17 protein-coding genes and 1 tRNA gene are annotated in these 16,827 nt (G+C 73.1%); 7 read left to right on the top strand and 11 right to left on the bottom strand.

Features of this window, described 5'->3' with window-relative positions:
- Positions 1-8: 8 nt before the first annotated feature.
- The gene (locus AB0D10_RS31770) at positions 9-623 is read right to left on the bottom strand and encodes a TetR/AcrR family transcriptional regulator (RefSeq protein WP_360262411.1); all 615 of its coding nucleotides are present in this window, start codon (positions 621-623) and stop codon (positions 9-11) included.
- A gap of 141 nt (positions 624-764) precedes the next feature.
- Between AB0D10_RS31770 and AB0D10_RS31765 the strand changes: the two genes are divergently transcribed.
- A complete protein-coding gene (locus tag AB0D10_RS31765; RefSeq protein WP_360262410.1) occupies positions 765-2,213 on the top strand; it encodes an amidase in 1,449 nt (482 codons plus the stop codon).
- 66 nt (positions 2,214-2,279) lie between these two features.
- Here AB0D10_RS31765 and AB0D10_RS31760 read toward each other — a convergent pair whose 3' ends face one another.
- From AB0D10_RS31760 to AB0D10_RS31735, 6 genes are all read right to left on the bottom strand, one after another.
- Positions 2,280-2,954 carry a response regulator transcription factor gene (locus tag AB0D10_RS31760; protein ID WP_360262409.1) on the bottom strand — a complete coding sequence of 225 codons (675 nt, stop codon included), beginning with the start codon at positions 2,952-2,954 and terminating at the stop codon, positions 2,280-2,282.
- Entirely contained in the window at positions 2,951-4,180 is a 1,230-nt protein-coding gene (locus AB0D10_RS31755; RefSeq protein WP_360262408.1) for a histidine kinase, read from the bottom strand. Before AB0D10_RS31755 ends, AB0D10_RS31760 begins: the two co-directional genes overlap by 4 nt.
- Before the next feature lie 266 nt (positions 4,181-4,446).
- Positions 4,447-4,530 (bottom strand) — tRNA-Leu (locus tag AB0D10_RS31750).
- Positions 4,531-4,786: 256 nt separating this feature from the next.
- On the bottom strand, positions 4,787-4,981 hold the full coding sequence (locus tag AB0D10_RS31745; protein WP_360262431.1) for a DUF397 domain-containing protein: 195 nt from the start codon (positions 4,979-4,981) through the stop codon (positions 4,787-4,789).
- Positions 4,982-5,001: 20 nt separating this feature from the next.
- On the bottom strand, positions 5,002-5,139 hold the full coding sequence (locus AB0D10_RS31740; RefSeq protein WP_360262430.1) for a DUF397 domain-containing protein: 138 nt from the start codon (positions 5,137-5,139) through the stop codon (positions 5,002-5,004).
- Positions 5,096-6,031, bottom strand: a complete 936-nt coding sequence (locus tag AB0D10_RS31735) for a helix-turn-helix transcriptional regulator (protein ID WP_360262407.1) — start codon at positions 6,029-6,031, stop codon at positions 5,096-5,098. Before AB0D10_RS31735 ends, AB0D10_RS31740 begins: the two co-directional genes overlap by 44 nt.
- A gap of 158 nt (positions 6,032-6,189) precedes the next feature.
- Between AB0D10_RS31735 and AB0D10_RS31730 the strand changes: the two genes are divergently transcribed.
- From AB0D10_RS31730 to AB0D10_RS31720, 3 genes are all read left to right on the top strand, one after another.
- Positions 6,190-6,636: an ATP-binding protein gene (locus tag AB0D10_RS31730; protein WP_360262406.1), complete on the top strand. Its 447-nt coding sequence runs from the start codon at positions 6,190-6,192 to the stop codon at positions 6,634-6,636.
- 15 nt (positions 6,637-6,651) lie between these two features.
- Complete coding sequence (locus AB0D10_RS31725; protein ID WP_360262405.1) at positions 6,652-7,215, top strand: hypothetical protein; 564 nt, start codon at positions 6,652-6,654, stop codon at positions 7,213-7,215.
- 85 nt (positions 7,216-7,300) lie between these two features.
- Positions 7,301-8,419 (top strand): hypothetical protein, encoded by a 1,119-nt coding sequence (locus AB0D10_RS31720; protein ID WP_360262404.1) that lies wholly within the window; start codon positions 7,301-7,303, stop codon positions 8,417-8,419.
- Positions 8,420-8,520: 101 nt separating this feature from the next.
- On the opposite strand, the gene AB0D10_RS31715 is transcribed toward AB0D10_RS31720, so the two are convergent.
- Positions 8,521-9,357, bottom strand: coding sequence for an LLM class F420-dependent oxidoreductase (locus AB0D10_RS31715; RefSeq protein ID WP_360262403.1), 837 nt, complete (start codon positions 9,355-9,357; stop codon positions 8,521-8,523).
- Between the two features lie 546 nt (positions 9,358-9,903).
- On the opposite strand from AB0D10_RS31715, the gene AB0D10_RS31710 reads away from it, so the two are divergent.
- Both AB0D10_RS31710 and AB0D10_RS31705 read left to right on the top strand, forming a co-directional pair.
- A complete protein-coding gene (locus tag AB0D10_RS31710) occupies positions 9,904-11,517 on the top strand; it encodes an AMP-binding protein (protein WP_360262402.1) in 1,614 nt (537 codons plus the stop codon).
- A 60-nt stretch (positions 11,518-11,577) separates the two neighbouring features.
- A complete protein-coding gene (locus AB0D10_RS31705) occupies positions 11,578-13,278 on the top strand; it encodes a DUF885 domain-containing protein (RefSeq protein ID WP_360262401.1) in 1,701 nt (566 codons plus the stop codon).
- A 180-nt stretch (positions 13,279-13,458) separates the two neighbouring features.
- Here the strand turns inward: AB0D10_RS31705 and AB0D10_RS31700 are convergent, their stop codons facing one another.
- Positions 13,459-14,241 (bottom strand): alpha/beta hydrolase, encoded by a 783-nt coding sequence (locus AB0D10_RS31700; RefSeq protein WP_360262400.1) that lies wholly within the window; start codon positions 14,239-14,241, stop codon positions 13,459-13,461.
- A 263-nt stretch (positions 14,242-14,504) separates the two neighbouring features.
- Positions 14,505-15,464: a helix-turn-helix domain-containing protein gene (locus tag AB0D10_RS31695; RefSeq protein WP_360262399.1), complete on the bottom strand. Its 960-nt coding sequence runs from the start codon at positions 15,462-15,464 to the stop codon at positions 14,505-14,507.
- A gap of 95 nt (positions 15,465-15,559) precedes the next feature.
- Here AB0D10_RS31695 and AB0D10_RS31690 point away from each other — a divergent pair, with 95 nt between their 5' ends.
- A complete protein-coding gene (locus AB0D10_RS31690) occupies positions 15,560-16,156 on the top strand; it encodes a cysteine hydrolase family protein (RefSeq protein WP_360262398.1) in 597 nt (198 codons plus the stop codon).
- Between the two features lie 5 nt (positions 16,157-16,161).
- Here AB0D10_RS31690 and AB0D10_RS31685 read toward each other — a convergent pair whose 3' ends face one another.
- Entirely contained in the window at positions 16,162-16,686 is a 525-nt protein-coding gene (locus AB0D10_RS31685; protein ID WP_360262397.1) for a hypothetical protein, read from the bottom strand.
- Positions 16,687-16,827: the final 141 nt, after the last annotated feature.

Raw genomic sequence — 16,827 nt, 5'->3', positions numbered from 1 at the left:
CCGTCGGCTCAGCAGCGCCCCCAGAGCCCGGCCAGGTGCGCCTGCAGGACCTCCTCCGCCTCCGCCTCCGTCAGGTGCCCGATCAGCACGTGCGCGGTGAGCCCGTCCGCCAGGGCCAGCAGCGTGCGGGCTTCGACCCGCCCGGCCGGCGTCCCTCCGGAGGCCTCCGCGACCAGGCGCGCCACGAGGTCTTCCAACCCCGCGTAGCTGCTCCGCAGTGTCCGGGCGAGTTCCGGGTTGACGGCCGCCCCGGCGACGAAGGCCAGCCAGATCCTGGCCTCGGCCCGGTGTTCCTCGCGCAGCAGTGCCACTTCCCCGGCGACCAGGGCGAGTTCGTCGGCGGCCGATGGCGCCGGGCCGGGTTCACCGGCGGCCGATGGCGCCGGGCCGACCGCCAGGCGGCTCCGCACCCGAGCGGTGACCCGCTCGCCGATGTGCGCGAGGGCGAACCGCAGCATCTCCTCCTTGGTGCGGAAGCAGCGTTGGACGGCTCCCATCGACACGTCGGCGCGGGTGGCGACGTCCCGCAGGGTGACGCCTTCCAGGCCGTGTTCGTCCACCAGCAGGCAGACGGCGTCGGCGATCCGCCGACGCCGGCCCTCGTGGTCGACCTGCTTCGGCATGTCCGGCCTCCTCGCCGCCCCGCTCCCCACATTATTTCGATGCAAGCGTATCGCCTCCCGGGCTATGGTTCCGATGCAATCGCATCGGAACCAGTCGGAACCAGTCGGAACCAACCGGAACCAACCGAGGAGACCACCGCCGTGCCCCTGTGGAGCAAATCCGCCACCGAACTCGCCGCCGCCGTACGGGCCGGCGACGTCTCGGCCCTCGACGTCATCGACAGCCACCTGGACCGCATCGCCGAGGTCAACCCCCGTCTGAACGCCGTCACCCAGCTCCTCGCCGACCGCGCCCGCGACGCCGCCCGGCACACCGACCGCCGCCGCGCCGCGGGCGGGGAACTCGGCCCCCTCGCGGGCGTGCCCTTCACCGTGAAGGAGTGCACCCCCATCGCGGGCGTGCCCACCACCTTCGGCACCCCGCACCTGCGCGACCACGTCGCGGCCGCCGACGCCGTCCCCGTCGCCCGGCTGCGCGCCGCGGGGGCGATTCCCATCGGCCACAGCAACATGCCGACCCTGATCCTCTCCGGGATGCACACCGTCAGCGAGCTCTACGGCGACACCCGAAACCCCTGGGATCCGAGCCGCACCCCCGGCGGCAGCAGCGGCGGCGACGGCGTCGCGGTCGCCGCCGGCATGGCCCCGCTCGGGCTCGGCAACGACTCCGGCGGTTCCGTCCGGATCCCCGCGGCCTTCTGCGGTGTCGCCGCGCTCAAACCGACCACCGGCCGCTTCCCCGCGGACCAGCGCCTGATCGGCCCGGACGACCCCGGACCGGCCTCCCAAGTCCTGGTCACCGACGGCCCGTTGGCCCGCACGGTCGCCGACCTGCGGCTCGCCTACGAGACCCTCTCCGGCCCCGACCCCCGCGACCCGCGCGCCGTCCCGGTCCCCCTCTACGGCGGTCCGGTCCCCCTGCGCGGCGGCCCGCCCTCCGCGGAACCGCACGACGGCCCGCTCCGGGTCGCCGTCGTCGCCGACCCGGGCGGCCTCGGCATCCACCCCACCGTCCGCCGGGCCGTCGAGACCGCCGCCGACGCGCTGCGCGCCGCCGGGTACGACGTGCGGGACGTCCCCGACGTCCCCCGGCTGGACGAGGCCCTCGACGTCTACCACCGCCTCGCCGTCACCGAGTTCGCCCCGAACTGGCCCGCCGTACAGCGCCTGCTGGGCGCGGGCGGCGAACGCTACATCGAGCTGACGATGCGCAGCACCCCGCCCGCCGACGCCGCCGGGCTCATCCGCCTCATGAGCGCCTGGATGAACATCCGCCGCTCCTGGACGGAGTTCCTGCACCACCACCCGCTGCTGCTCGGCCCGGTCTTCACCGAGCCGCCCGTCGAACCCGGCCTGGAATCGCGCGACCAGGAGGGCCGGGACCGCGTCGCCACGGCCATGCGCCTCTGCTCGGTGACCAGCTTCGTCGGCGTCCCCGCCGTCGCCGTCCCGACCGGACTCGCCGCCGACGGCCTCCCCACCGGCGTGCAGATCGTCGGACGGGCGTTCCGCGAGGACCTCTGTCTGGCCGCCGCGCAGGCCGTCGAGGACCGGCTCGGCGTCCTCACCCCCGTCGACCCGAGGCCCTGACCCGCACCACCGCCCGACGGCGGCGGCGGGGACGGCGGCGGGGCCGGGCGGCAGGCCCCGGGGCGGTCACGCGCCCGGCAGGCCCGGGACCACCAGCCCGGACTCGTACGCGAGCACCACCGCATGGGTGCGGTTCTGCGCGCCGAGCTTGGTCAGCACGTTCCCCACGTGCGTCTTCACCGTCTCCAGGCTCACCGTCAGCGCCACCGCGATCTCCGGGTTCGACGACCCCGTCGCCATCAGCCGCAGCACTTCTTCCTCCCGGCCGGTCAGCGCCGCCCGGGGCAGCGCCTCCGCCGCACCCAGCGGACGGGCCGCCACCATCCGGCGCAGCGCCGCCGGGAACAGCACCGCCTCCCCGGCCGCCACCACCCGCACCGCCTCCGCGATCTGCGGGACGGGCCGGCGCTTCAGCACGAAGCCGCTCGCGCCGGCGCTGAGGGCGGCGGTGACGTAGTCGTCGTTCTCGAAGGTCGTGATCACGACCACCTTCGGCGGGTCGGCGCTGTCGGCGAGCAGTTCGCGAGTCGCGTCGATCCCGTTGCGGCGCGGCATCCGGACGTCCATCAGCACCACGTCCGGCCTCAGCTGCCGCACCCGCTCGACCACTTCGACACCGTCCGCCGCCTGCCCGACCACCGCGATGCCCGGCTGGAGGCCCAGCAGGGTGCTCAGGCCGCTGCGGGTCACGGCGTCGTCGTCCGCGATCAGGACGGTGACGGGGGCTTCCGGGCTGCTCACGCGGCCCACCGTATCGGCAGCCGGACGGCCAGCCGCCAACGCCGCTCGCCGGTGCCGGTGCCGGTGCCGTACGGGCCCGCCTCGAACTCGCCGTGCAGCAGCCGCACCCGCTCCGCGAGGCCGGGCAGGCCGTGGCCGGAGGTCGGGAAACCGCTCGGCCCCGGCTTCGCCTCGTTGTCGACGCTCAGGTCCAGTCCCTCCTCGGCCACCGCCACCCGGAGCAGGATCGGCCCGCCCGCGCCGTGCCGCAACGCGTTGGTCAGGCCCTCCTGCAGGATCCGGTACGCGGCCCGGGACAGCGTGCCGTGCACCCGCGCCCCGTCACCGAGCACCTCCGCCTCCACGACCGCGCCCGCGTGCCGCAGCCGGTCCAGCAGCTCCGGCAGGTCCGCGAGGGTCCGGGTCGGCGCGGCGGCCGCCTCCTCGTCCCGCAACACCCCCAGCACGTAGTCCAGGTCCTCCAGCGCCGCGCGGGTCGACTCCTCGATGCTCCGCATGGCGGCCCGGGCCGCCGCCGGATCGGCGGCCAGCACCTCACCGGCGACGGCGGCCTGGATCGTGGCGGCGGTCAGCGTGTGCCCGATCGAGTCGTGCAACTCATGCGCCAGCCGGTTGCGTTCAGCCAGTGCCCGCTCCCGCTCCGCCGCCATCGCCAGTCGCTCCGCCGGCGACGGCCCGAGCAGTCGCGGCGCCAGCCACCGCAGCGCACCCGACACCCCCACGAACAGCGCCACCGCCAGCACCAGGCACGCCGCCGACACCACCCAGCTCCAGCCGCCCGTCAGGTCCGTGGCCCATCCGAACAGGCTGACCCGCGCCTCACCCGACACCCACTTGCCCGGCAGCGTCACCGCCATCGTCAGCAGGACGCTCCCGCCGAACAGCACCGCCCACCCCAGCGCCACGTGCAGCACCAGGAACACCGGCGTCCGCCACCGCTCCCCCGGCGCGCCCTTCACCGGATCCGGCACCGCCACCCCCAGCAGCCGCCGCGCCGCCCGGACCAGCACCCGCCGGGTGGCCCCGGCCAGCCCCACCGCCCCGATCAGCACCACCCACAGCGCGAGCGACAACACCGCCGACAGCAGGTACGGATCCGCCCGCATCCCGGCCACCGGCACCAGCGCGACCAGCGCCAACGGCAACCCCGCCAACGCCCCCAGAACGGCGAACAGCACACCCGAATACGTGGAGCCGCGCAGCAGCGGCCGAAGAACGTTGATCATGGACGCAAGTATTGCCAGGCGCCGGGGAGCCGACCTCCCCCGATCGAGGGAGCAGTCCCGATCACCGGGCGATCGGTGAGCGCCGGTCGGCCCTCCGGCTCCGGGTGTCAGCCGGTCGTACACCAGGGCGTCCATGACGAGGCTGAAGAGTGCCGGTTCGGCGAGTGCCCGTAGCGCGCCGGCCGGGGCGGGCCGGGCGAGGACGGCGGCTCGGCTGGACAAAACAAAGCGGCCGGTCGATCCGAAGATCGACCGGCCGTTCGCTGTGCGCGAGGGGGGAGTTGAACCCCCACGCCCTTTCGGGCACTGGAACCTGAATCCAGCGCGTCTGCCTATTCCGCCACCCGCGCATCTGGGTGATGGGTTAACTATAGACCATTCCCAGGGGTGCCTCCGACCACCTCCGGGTGACCCCTGTTCGGCCGCCTACCATCGGCCCGGATCGGACTGAATCGGGTGCGCGGGGACGGGGCAGGCAAAGCGGGGACAGGGCGACGAGGCCCGGGCGCCGGAAGCCGCCCCGGGGGGCTTCCCGGCTACGGCAGGGGGACGCGACCAGACGCCCGACGGGCGGAACGCCGGCTGCCGCGTCGCCGAGATCCGGGGTCAACCCTCGACGGGGAAGCGCCCGCTCCGGACAGCCGCGATGAAGACACCCCACGAGGAGCCGGGGAAGACGAGGACCGGGCCGTCCGGGCCCTTGGAGTCACGGACGGGGGCGAGGCCGGGGAATCCGGGGGCCACCTCGATGCAGTTGCCCCCATTGGTGCCGCTGTAGCTGCTCTTCCGCCAAACCGGTATGGCCGACTCCCTGATGAGCCCTACGCCGGAAAGTCGCCCTCACGGACGGCCGCCACGAACGCTTCCCACGCAGCGGCCGGGAAAACAAGCGCCGGACCCTGCGGATCCTTCGAGTCACGAACGGGGACGAGGCCGGGGAATCCGGGGGCTACCTCGATGCAGGCGCCTCCGTTGTCCCCGCTGTAGCTGCTCTTCCGCCAGGCGGCTGCGGCGAGTTCGTTGCTCATCATCTCTGAAACCCTCCAACGCATCGGCAATCAGCCGGAGCGAGTCACGCTCTGACAGGCATTCAGCACGGAGCTGATCATAGCGACGCTGGTGCTTGGCTACGGCGTCGGAAGCACCAGTCAGATGTCCCCGATCGAGGCTCTCCGAGTAGACCAAACGCTGCCCGTCCGGCAGGTCCAGCAATACCATGGCTGCGTTGATGATAAGCCGCCGGTGCGAGAACGGCGCCACCTGAATGATGACGTTCGGCAGTTGCGCCAAACGCAGCAGGTGCTCCATCTGGCACTTCATCACCTCCGGCCCACCCACAACCATGCGGATGACACTCTCATCGAGGATGACGAGCAGTAGCGGCCCGTCAGGGGCAAGGAACCGACTCTGCCGACTGAGTCGAGCCCTGATCTGCTCTTCAATTTCATCCGGACTGCCCGCCGCGAATACGGCACGTGCGTACTGCGGGCACTGCAACAGGCCGTACATCACGCCATCCTGGTAGGCCCGCAGTCCGATGGAGATGGCCTCAGCGTCCACGTACTCCTGGAACCAGTCCGGGTGCTCGATCGACGCGTTCCAATCGACCCGGCCGTACAGCCGCATCAGCAGGTCCCCGGCGTTCAACAGCTGCGAGACCTCCTCGACTTCCTCGATCGACGGCTTCCGCTTGCCGCTCTCGATCCGCGAGAGCACCGTCCGGTCGCAGTGCAGGAGCCTGCCGACCTCTTCCTGCGTGTAGCCCGCCGCCTCGCGGGCGTACTTGAGTTCCTCGCCGAACATGATCGCGGAGCTGGCGGTCGTCCCCCGCTTGGTCTTCCGCTGTGCCATGACTGCCCCCAGTTGTGCTCCGCACGTCCCGCACGTCGATCTGGCGTCACCGTACCTCCGCAGCCTCGATGATTGACACCAGAACGCAATCATTTGCATGCATAGCGTGATTGCGCACTACTCTCGCGCTCCCCATACGCCCCCTGAGGTACTTCGCCATGCCCGATTCCCGCTGCCCCCGTGCCTTTGCTGCCCGGCTGGACTCCCGCACCGCCTCCACGCCCCTGGCCCGTCTCTTCCTGCGCGCCTACCTCGCCGGCCTGCCCTCCGGTGAGCGCTACTCCGACACCGCCGAACTCCTCCTCGGCGAACTCTTCGCCAACGCGGTCCAGCACTCCGACGCGCCCGCCGACCGACTGATCGAGGTCCGCTTCGCCGTCGTCGGCGACCGCCTACGGCTCGAAGTCCACGACGCCGGCACCGGCCGCCCCTCCGTCCGTACCGCCACCGCCGACGCGGAGTGCGGACGCGGACTGCTCCTCGTCAACGAGCTGGCCGAGCGCTGGGGTTGCTGCCCCCGATCCGGAGGCATCGGCAAGTTCGTCTGGGCCCTGATCGCCCCCGCCCTCACGCCCCCGTCCGCTCCCGCCGCCCTCGCCGTCTGAACGGAGGCCCCCACCATGCGACTCGCCCACACCGCCCGGCACCTCCTCGACACCGCCGTCACCCCGGCCGCCGCCTACGCCACCCTCGCCCGCCGCACCGGCCACCCCCTGCGCGCCGCACAGGCGGTCTGCGCCGCGCTCGGCATCCCCGCCGCCGAGGCCACCCGCCGCCTGGACGACTGCCTCGCCGCCCTGCTCGCCCACCCCCGCCCCGGCTCCGAGGCCGACACCGGCGAACTCCTCGAAGCCCTCGGCGTCTTCGACGTCCCCGCCACCCTCACCGACACCGACCGCGCCGTCATCGACCTCTTCCTGGTCGCCATCGACGCCATGGGCGGCATCCGAGCCGGCCACCGCCACGGCCTCGATCGCTGGTTCACCACCGGCAACCTCACCACCGCCTACCTCTCCCTCGCCGCCGCCCACCCCATGCCCCGCACCGGCAACCCCGCCCGCTACTGGACCACCCTCGTCACCGCCGGCGAACTCCTCGCCGCAGCCCCCACCCCCGACAGCCGCATCACCTACGCCCTCGCCCACTGCCGCACCCAGGCCACCACCCACACCACCCACCCCTGAGCCCGATCAGCCCCCGGCGATTCCCAAGCCGCGCCGGGTGGTAGGCACTTCCACAACCACACCGGATCGGGAATGGGGCTGCGGCGTGCAATGGGTCGAGTCGATGGTGCTGGCACTGTTCCCGCCGTTCGTGGCAGGGGTGCTCTACCGGCCCGTCATGGCGGTGTTCGACGTCCTCGACGTATGGAAGGGGTGGTGGATCCCGCCGCAGATCGCCGGCCGCGTGCCGCGTGCCGTCGTCCCGAGCACGGCCGACCTCACCGGCTACGGCCAGACCCTGCCGGCACCGGTCGGATCGACCCCGGCAACACTGCAGGAGCACTGGTGCCGTGGAATCCGGCGGTCCTGGGGAATCGAGACCTGGCTCCTGGTCTTCGCCATCCTTCCGGCAGCAGTGGCCGCCATGTTCGCCCTGACCGGCCTCTACCTCACTGTCTTCCCGAGCAGTTCGGAGGAGGCGGCGCTCTTCCGGGGCAACCTGCTGCGGACCTTCTCCTTCTGTGCCGGGATGGGCACCGCGGCCGTGCTGTGGGTCTACCGTTCCATGCTCCTCTACCGGCGGCGGGTCGGCGAGAGCCTTCCGCTCACCTCCGCCGTCGACCTCGCCCGACTGCTCCGCAAGTGCCAGGAGGCCTCCGTCGGGACGCTCCCGCTGCTGGAACTCGACCGGCACGTCGCGCGCCACACCAACCGGCTGGGCTGGTTCGCCACGTACGGTGTCGACCGCGAACGGAGGCGCACCGCTCTGCGTCCGCACATCGCCGGGGTGCAACAGGCCCTGGAGCGGGAGATGTCGAACGTCCTCCGGGAAGGGCCGGATGCCGTACCCCGCCTGGCCCGGCTGGTCGCCACCCTGCTCGACCGGTCGGTGCAGGGCCGGTGGATGGGCCTGCTGGACGAGGCGGACCTTCCCGAGACGCCCACCGAACTGGTCACCGCCCGGGAGGACAGGCACGATCGCGTGGTCGTTCTGGCGGGCAGCGTCGCAGCGGTGGTCATCGTGGCCGCCGCGACCGCCGCCGACCTCCCGGCTTCGGTGGTCGCGCCGGCCGCGCTGACCGCTCTCATCGGCCCCGCCGCGATGTGGGGAAGCGAGAAGCTCGGCAGCCTGCGTGAACACCTGGGCACCGTACGGTCCGGCGTCGGCACCCCCGCCGCCGAGCCGGCGGCAGGCACCCCGGAACCGTCCGCACCCGCCACCTGACGAATCCGGTGTCGGCTCGCCCATGCGTGGGAAGTCGAGCCCGCCGACTTCCCACGCGTCATCTCAGCCCGGGCGTCGCCGTCCGGAACACCTCACCCGCTTCAGTGCGGCAGGCTCGCGTGCCTCTCCAGGAACGCATCCACCTCCGCCGGGTCCTCCAGCGGCAGCGGGTAGACCAGCAGCCGGTCCACGCCGAGTTCCGCGTAGCGCAGTGCGGCGTCCGCTTCCACCTCGACCGGGTCGATCTGCACGAAGTTGATCTCCAGCCGGCCGAGCCGGGCCGGGCGGGGCACCTCGGCGGCGGCCTTGCGCAGCCCGTCGAGGTGGGTGGCCAGGGCCTCCGGGGAGGGGCCGGCGCCGATCCAGCCGTGCCCCTTGGCGACCGCCCGCCGGTACGCGGCCGGGCTGTGCCCGCCGATCACGATCCGCGGGCCGTCGGGCCGCACCGGGCGCGGATGCGCGTCCACGTGGTCGAAGTTCGCGTACCTGCCGTGGAACTCCGGTGCCGGTTCGGTCCACAGCTGCCGCATCGCGTCCAGGTACTCGTCGGTGCGGCCGCCACGCTCGGAGAGCCGGACGCCCACCGCGGCCATCTCCGGTTCGAGGTAGCCGGGTGCGACGCCGAGGAGCACCCGGCCGCCGGACAGCACGTCGAGACTGGCGACCTGCTTGGCCAGGACCACCGGATTGCGCTGCGGGAGGATGAGGATCCCGGTGCCCAGCTCGATCCGCTCGGTCAGCGCGGCCACGTAGGACAGGTGCACCAGGGGGTCGAGGATCGGGTCGGTGGGTTCCATCGGCGAGTCGGGCACCCGGGGGCTGGGCAGCACCACGTGGTCCCCCACCCACCAGGACCGGTAGCCCAGTTCCTCCGCCCGACGGGCCAGCCGCGCCGTGTCCGCCGGCCCCACCGTCGCCTTGGCATTCAGTCCGAACACACCCAGTTCCACGAGCCCCTACCTCCGTCGATTCCCGCCCTGCGGCCACCGGACGGCCTTGCACACACCGTGCCGTCCGTCGACACGACCAACCGGCCGGGTCGACCGCCCATTCCCGGCCGGCGCGCGACACTGACTCCAACCTGCCGTCCCCGCCTGTCCGTTGGGAGAGCGCCGGGTACCGCGACGACAGCCCGCACAAGCTGATCGGCTCCCTCACCACCCCGCAGTCCCAACTCGCCAGCGTCCTCGCCGACTCGGGCCGCATCGACCCCCAAGCAATGCTCGCGCCGCCCGACACCGTCACCACCGCCGGCGAACTCCGCCTCGACCGCGCCCCCAGCGCCGTCGAGGTCCACCACGGCCACGGCTTGCCGCAGCGCGCTGCTGCCCCGGCTCCCCTCGCAGCGGGGCTACGTGATCGTCACCGCCCCGGACGAGCACTGGGCCGCCTTCACCGAGCTCGCGTTCCACTCCCCTCGGCGTTCTGACCCGGCCGGGCGAAAACTCCCGATCGGATACGAAGCACGGGGCTAGTCTGTGCCCATGGTTGCGAACGAAACACACCAAGTAGCCACCGAAGAGCCGGAGTTCGTCAGCGCCCCGGCCCTGATCCTCCGCTCCCTCGGCGCCGATCCCGGCCGGCGGGCGATCACCACCGCCGACGGCGACGTGATCACCGCCGGCGACTTCACCGCCGCCACGTACCGCCTCGCGCACGAGCTCCTCGCCCGGGGCGCGGCCCGCGGCACCACCGTGACCCTGCTGACGGGCAACACCGCCGAGGCGCTGAGCGCCCGCTACGCGGCGGGGCTCGCGGGGGCCCGGGTGGTGAACCTGTACGACGGCATGAGCGCGCCGGTGCTGGCCGAGATCACGACGAGCGTGGACACCGGCATCCTGCTCGTGGACGCCGAACGGTACGCCACGGCCGCCGAGTTGCTGCCGCTTGTCGACGTCCCGACCGTCCTCACCCTCGGCCCGGGCCCCGAAGCGGCGGGGAACGGGGCGGCGGGGAACGGAGCGGCGGGGGGCGAGCCGATCGGCGAGGACGTCGTCGCCGCCTCCGCCCGCCGGCCCGCCGAGCCGCCGGCCGTCCGGATCGGCCCGGACGACGACCTCGGCATCCGCCACACCGGCGGCACCACCGGCATCCCCAAGGGCATCCGCAGCCTGCACGGCCCGTACCGGAGCGCCTTCGACGTGGCGTACGGCCGCGGCAGCGACGACGTCCCGCCCCGCCTCCTCGCCGCCACCTCGCTCGCGCACCTCGCCGGGGTGCTCGCCGACCTGACGTTCCACAGCGGCGGCACCGTGGTCATCCAGCGCTCCTTCGACCCGGGCGAGGTGCTGGCGGCCGTCGAACGCGAACGCATCACCGACCTGTGGGTCCTGCCGCCGCTGCTCTACCGGTTGCTGGACCACCCGGCGATCGGCCGCACCGACCTGACCAGCCTGCGCCGGGTCTCCTACGGGGGCTGCGCCGCCTCGCCGAGCCGGATCCGCGAGGCGATCAAGGTGTTCGGGCCGATCCTGGTGAGCGGCTACGGGCAGTCCGAGGCGCAGAACATCGCCGTGCTCCCCCCGCACGAGCACGACCGGATCGGCCACGGCGGCCGGCTCTCCGTCGGCAAGCCCCTCCCGGGCGTGGAGGTGGCGATCCGCGCCGCCGACGGCACCGGACTGCCGACCGGCGAGCAGGGCGAGATCCACATCCGCTCGACCACGGTGATGGCCGGGTACTGGAAACGGCCCGACCTCACCGCCGAGGTCCTGCGCGACGGTTGGCTGAACACCGGGGACATCGGCTACCTCGACGAGGACGGCTACCTCTACCTGGCCGACCGCCTCAAGGACAAGATCATCGTGGTCGGCGGGCACGTCTACCCCGCCGAGGTGGAGGAAGTGCTGCTCACCCACCCGGCGATCGCCCAGTGCGCGGTCTACGGCGTGCGCGACGCCCAGGAGGCGGAACACGTCCACGTCGCCGTCGTCCCCGCACCGGGGCAGCGGCCCGAACTCGACGACGTCCGCGCGTTCGTCACCGCCCACAAGGGCCGGATGTACGCGCCGGAAGCCCTGCACCTCCTGCCCACGATCCCGCTGACGGCCGTCGGCAAGCCCGACAAGAAACTGCTGCGCGACTCCCACACGGGCTGACGACCGCCCATGACGGCCGTACCCGTCGGCAAGCCCCGACGGGTACGCCATCATGGCGCCATGGCAGATGAAACGATCACCGCTCGCACCATCGCCGACCGCCACCTCGACCACGTGGCCGCCCACGACCCCCTGGACGCAGCCTGGTTGGGCCTGCACCCGGGCGACGACCGGCAACCGGACCTCTCCCCGGAAGGACTCGACGCACGCGCCGACATCGCCCGCCGCACCCTCACCGCACTCGACGCCGCCACGGCCGGGCTCACCACCGCGGCCGGCACCGCCACCGACCCCGCCGACCGCACCTGCGCCAGGCTGCTCCGCGAACGCCTGACCGCCGAACTCGCCGTGCACGACTCCGGCGAGAACTACCGCCAGCTGCGCAACATCAGCGGGCACGTCCACCAGGTCCGGGACATCTTCACCTACATGCCGACCGCCACCGACGACGACTGGGCCGCGGTGGCCGGCCGGATGCGCAACCTGCCCGCCGCGCTCGACGGGTACCGCGCGACCCTCACCGAGGGGATGTCCCGGCGCCTGCTCGCCGCGCCCCGCCAGGCGTCCGCCGTCATCGACCAGCTGACCGCGTGGACCGGCGAGGACGCCGGAACCGCCGGGTGGTTCACCGACTTCGTCTCCCCCGGCCCCGAACGGCTGCGGGGCGAACTGGACGCCGTCGCCGTCCGGGCCACCGCCGCCGTCGCCGGGTTCCGCGACTGGCTGCGCGACACCTACGCGCCGGCCACCCTCGGCACCCCCGACGCCGCAGGCCGCGACCGCTACCGGATCGCCGTACGCCACCACACCGGCGCCGAACCCGACCTGGACGAGGCCTACGCGTGGGCCTGGGAGGAGTTCCACCGCACCGCCGCCGAGATGCGCACCGAAGCCGACCGCGTCCTGCCCGGTGCCGGAGCCCTGGAGGCGATGCACCACCTGGAACGGAACGGGCACGCGGTCGAGGGCGAGGAAGCGGTCCGCGACTGGCTGCAGCAGCTCATGGACGGGGCGATCACCGCCCTCGACGGCACCCACTTCGACATCACCGGCCCGCTGCGCCGCGTGGAGTCCAGGATCGCCCCGGCCGGGAGCGCGGCCTCGCCGTACTACTCCAGCCCCAGCCTGGACTTCAGCCGGCCCGGCCGCACCTACTTCCCCACCCTCGGGCGGGACTCCTTCCCCACCTGGCAGCTCGTCAGCATCTGGTACCACGAGGGCGTCCCCGGCCACCACCTGCAACTCGCCCGATGGGTCGCCCTCGCCGACCGGCTCAGCCGCTACCAGACCACCCTGGGCATGGTCAGCGCCAACGTCGAGGGCTGGGCGCTGTACTCCGAACGCCTCATGGACGAGCTGGGCTTCCTCGACGACCCCGCCCACCGCCTCGGCTTCCTCGACGAACAGATGCTGCGCACCATCCGCGTGATCATCGACATCGGCATGCACCTCGACCTGGCCGTCCCCGCCGACTCGGGCTTCCACCCCGGCGAACGCTGGACCCCGGAACTCGCCACCGAGTTCATGGCCACCTACAACGGCAGCCCCGCCGAACTGCGCGACAGCGAGATCGTCCGCTACCTCGGCTGGCCCGGCCAGGCCATCGGCTACAAGCTCGGCGAACGCGCCTGGCTCCAGGGCCGCGAAGCCGCCCGCCGCCGCCAGGGCGCCGCCTTCGACCTCAAGACCTGGCACATGAAGGCGCTCGCGCAGGGATCCCTCGGCCTCGACGACCTGACCGGCGAACTCGCCGCGCTCTAGGACCGCCGTAGGACCACCGCACAACCCCCGCCGAACCCCCACCGGAGTTCACCCCACCGTGGGGTTTGGCTCAATGAAGTGCCACCCCGGTGCCGAGAAGGCAAGAGGGGTGGCGGCGCTGAGGGCCGCCACCCCGCTCCGCCCGCCGGCCCCGCCCCGGCCGACACGGGCGCCGGGCTGTCACAGCGTCGCCAGGAACTCCCGCACCGCACCGGCCAGTTCGCCGGCGGCGGTGACCGGCAACAGGTGGTCGCCGGCCAGCTCCACCGCGACCGTCCCGGGCCGGCGGGCGACGATCTCCGCCGCCTGCCCGGCCGGGATCACGCCGTCGGTGCCGCGCACGAGCAGCGCGGGGCAACTGCTCGCCGTCCAGTCCGCCCAGTGGTCGCCGTGGACGAGCTCCTCCGACTCGTACATGTCCTCCGGGTGGAACGGCAGCCGCCAACTGCCGTCGGCGTTCTCCCGCAGCCGGTCCGCGAAGAACGGCGCGGCGGGCCCGAGGGCGGCGATCAGCCCGTCCCGGGTGGGCGCGTCATAGGGCAGGCCCAGCAGGAACGCCAGCGGGTGCGGCCCCTCCAGGCCGAACACCACCGGTGCCTCGACGTCGACGAGCGCCTCGACCCGTTCGGGGTGCCGGGCCGCGAACTGGTAGGCGTTGATCCCGCCGAGCGAGTGCCCCAGCAGCACCACCCGCTCCAGCCCCAGGTGGTCCAGCAGCGCCCCGACGTCCGCGAGGTACCCCTCCCGCGAGTAGTCCCCGGCCCGGTCCGACTCCCCCTGCCCCCGCTGGTCCGGTGCGATCACCCGCCACTCCCCGGCGAGTTCGGCCGCCAGCCGCCCCCACACCGCCCCCTCCGACAGGTGCCCGTGCAGCGCCAGCAGCGGCCGCCCCGGCCCGCCGAAGTCCAGGTAGGACAGTCGGCGGCCGTCGACGGTCAGTTCCTTGCGGATGGCGTCGTTCATTCCCGGTTCCCCCTCGCGTAGCGGTCGACGGGACTACCGTACGCCCGATTGAGACGAATGTGCAACACAAACGTGCAAGACGATCGTCCAATTCCGGGAAAGCGCCGCACGTCGCCGCATTCTCGGCACGCCACCCCGGCAGCCGGTACGTGGTCGACGTCGACAGCACCGAGGGGCACGACCGGAGGTCCCTCTCGGTGCGCACCCCCTGCCTGCCCCCTGTCCGAATCGCCCTCGCCCCGGCCGTCGGCGACGAGCGCTCCCTAACCCTCCTCCCGCCCGCGGAACGCCCGGCGGTACTCGCGGGGGGCGACGCCGACCCTCGCGGTGAAGACCGGGCGGAGGGAGACGGCGGAGGTGAAGCCGCAGCGGGTGGCGACGGTGTCGACGGGGAGGTCGGTCTCCTCCAGGAGGCGCTGGGCGGTGAGGACGCGCTGGTCGAGGAGCCAGCGGGTGGGGGTGGTGCCGGTGGTGGCGGTGAAGCGGCGGGCGAAGGTGCGTTCGGACATCAGGGCGGCGGCGGCCATGCGCGGGACGGTCCAGGGGGTGTCGAGGGAGGCGAGGACCTCGGCGCGGACGCGGGAGAGCGGGTCGTCGGCGCTGGGGGCCGGGACCGGAGTGGGGATGAACTGGGCCTGGCCGCCCGCCCGGAAGGGGGCGGTCACCATGGAGCGGGCGATGGCCGCGGCGGCCTGCTGGCCGTGCGCGGTACGGACGAGGTGGAGGCAGAGGTCGATGCCGGCCGCGACGCCGGCCGAGGTCCACAGGCCGTCGCCGCCGGTGAAGAGCACCTCGGGGCGGACCGTCACCGCGGGGAAGCGGCGGGCGAGTTCGGGGGCGAGGGCCCAGTGGGTGGTGGCTTCGCGGCCGTCGAGCAGGCCGGCTTCGGCGAGGACGAAGGCGCCGGCGCAGAGCGAGGCGATGGGGACGCCCCGATCGCGGGCGGTCCGCAGGGCGGCGAGGAGGGCGGGGTCGTGGTCGGTGCCCGGGTCCTCGACGCCCGGGACGACGACCAGGTCGCAGTCGGCGAGCGCGGCCAGTCCGTGGTCGGGGACGCGTTCCAGTCCGCCGCCCAGCCGTACCCGGGTGCCGTCGGGGCCGCAGACCCGCAGGTCGAAAGCGGGCAGTCCGGGCCGGGTGGTCCGGTTCGCCCAGACCTCGCCGATCACCGCATAGTCGAAGGTCCGGACGCCGTCGAAGATCAGACAACCCACGGTTCGCATGGCAGGACCCTACGGCAGACCGATGGCAGAAACCTATCGATGGGTGGCATCTCTGCCTCTCACGGCCTCGGCACCCACCCGAGCACGATGGACACATGACGAACACCGACGCCTTCGACGCCCCGCTCACCCTCGACCCCGACGCGGTCCTGCTGCTCATCGACGTCCAGAAGGGCTTCGACGACCACGAGTACTGGGGACCCCGCGACAACCCGCAGGCCGAGCAGCGGATGGCCGAGCTGATCGCCGCCTGGCAGGCCACCGGCCGCCCGGTCGTCACCGTGCAGCACGCCTCCGGGGCCGGTCCGCTGGTCGAGGGCACCCCGGGGTACGCGCTGAAGGACTTCGTCGCCGGGGTCAGCCCGGACCTGCACATCACCAAGACCGTCAACAGTGCCTTCTACGGCACCCCGGACCTGCACGCCTGGCTGCAGGAACGCGGCGCCCGCCAGCTCGTCGTCACCGGGATCATCACCAACGTGTGCAACGAGACCACCGCCCGGATGGCCGGCAACCTCGGCTACGACGCGATCTTCCCGACCGACGCCATGCACACCTTCGACATGACCGGCCCCGACGGCACCACGCTCACCGCGGCCGAACTCGCCCGCGCCACGGGCACGGTGCTGCACGCGATGCGGTTCGCCAAGGTGGTGACGACGGAGCAGGTACTGGTGGCGGCCAAGGCCTGAGGGCGTCAGGCCCTGAGCAGCGGCTCGTACGCGTTGCCCTCCTCGGCGTTGAGCAGCACGTACGACGCCCCGAGGCCGAACGCGACCTCCCGCAGCCGCGCCAGCGCCTCGGCCTCGGACGGGACTTCGAGGCCGAGCGCGGCGGCGGCAGCGTCCCGGTCGGCGTAGTGCCCGGGCTCCTCCTCCAGGTAGTCCTCGGCGGCCTCCGCGCTCTCCTCCACCGTCAGCCGCCGACAGTCCCGCCACCACGGCACGGCCAGCAGCAGCCGGACCAGCTCCGGCACCCCGACGGCCAGCAGGGCGGCGCCGCCCTCGGAGTCGGCGTACAGGACGGGCCGTTCCTCGCCGCCCTCGCCGCACAGGAAGTAGGTGCCGCCCCCACCGTCCTTGGCGACCGGCTCCAGGGCCTCACCGGAGGCGAGCACCACCTCCTCCACGTGCTCGTAGCGCAGGGAGGGGTCGAACTCACCCGTACAGGTCAGGTAGTCGGCCGCGGTGTCGTTGGCGCGGATCGCGTCGAGGAGGGACATGGCGGCCACCCTACGGCGCACCGCCGACAGCCCCGGGCCGCCCGGACGCACAGACGCACCGCCGACAGCCCCCGCGCACGCACGCACGACCCGGCGGCCGAGGGTGCCGGTGCCACCGGTGACGAGCACCGGGCCGCCCGC

The sequence above is a fragment of the Kitasatospora sp. NPDC048545 genome, from assembly GCF_040651155.1.
Taxonomy (GTDB): domain Bacteria; phylum Actinomycetota; class Actinomycetes; order Streptomycetales; family Streptomycetaceae; genus Kitasatospora.
The sequence above is the reverse complement of the archived record's forward strand: the minus strand, read 5'-3'. Positions and strand labels throughout refer to the sequence as shown.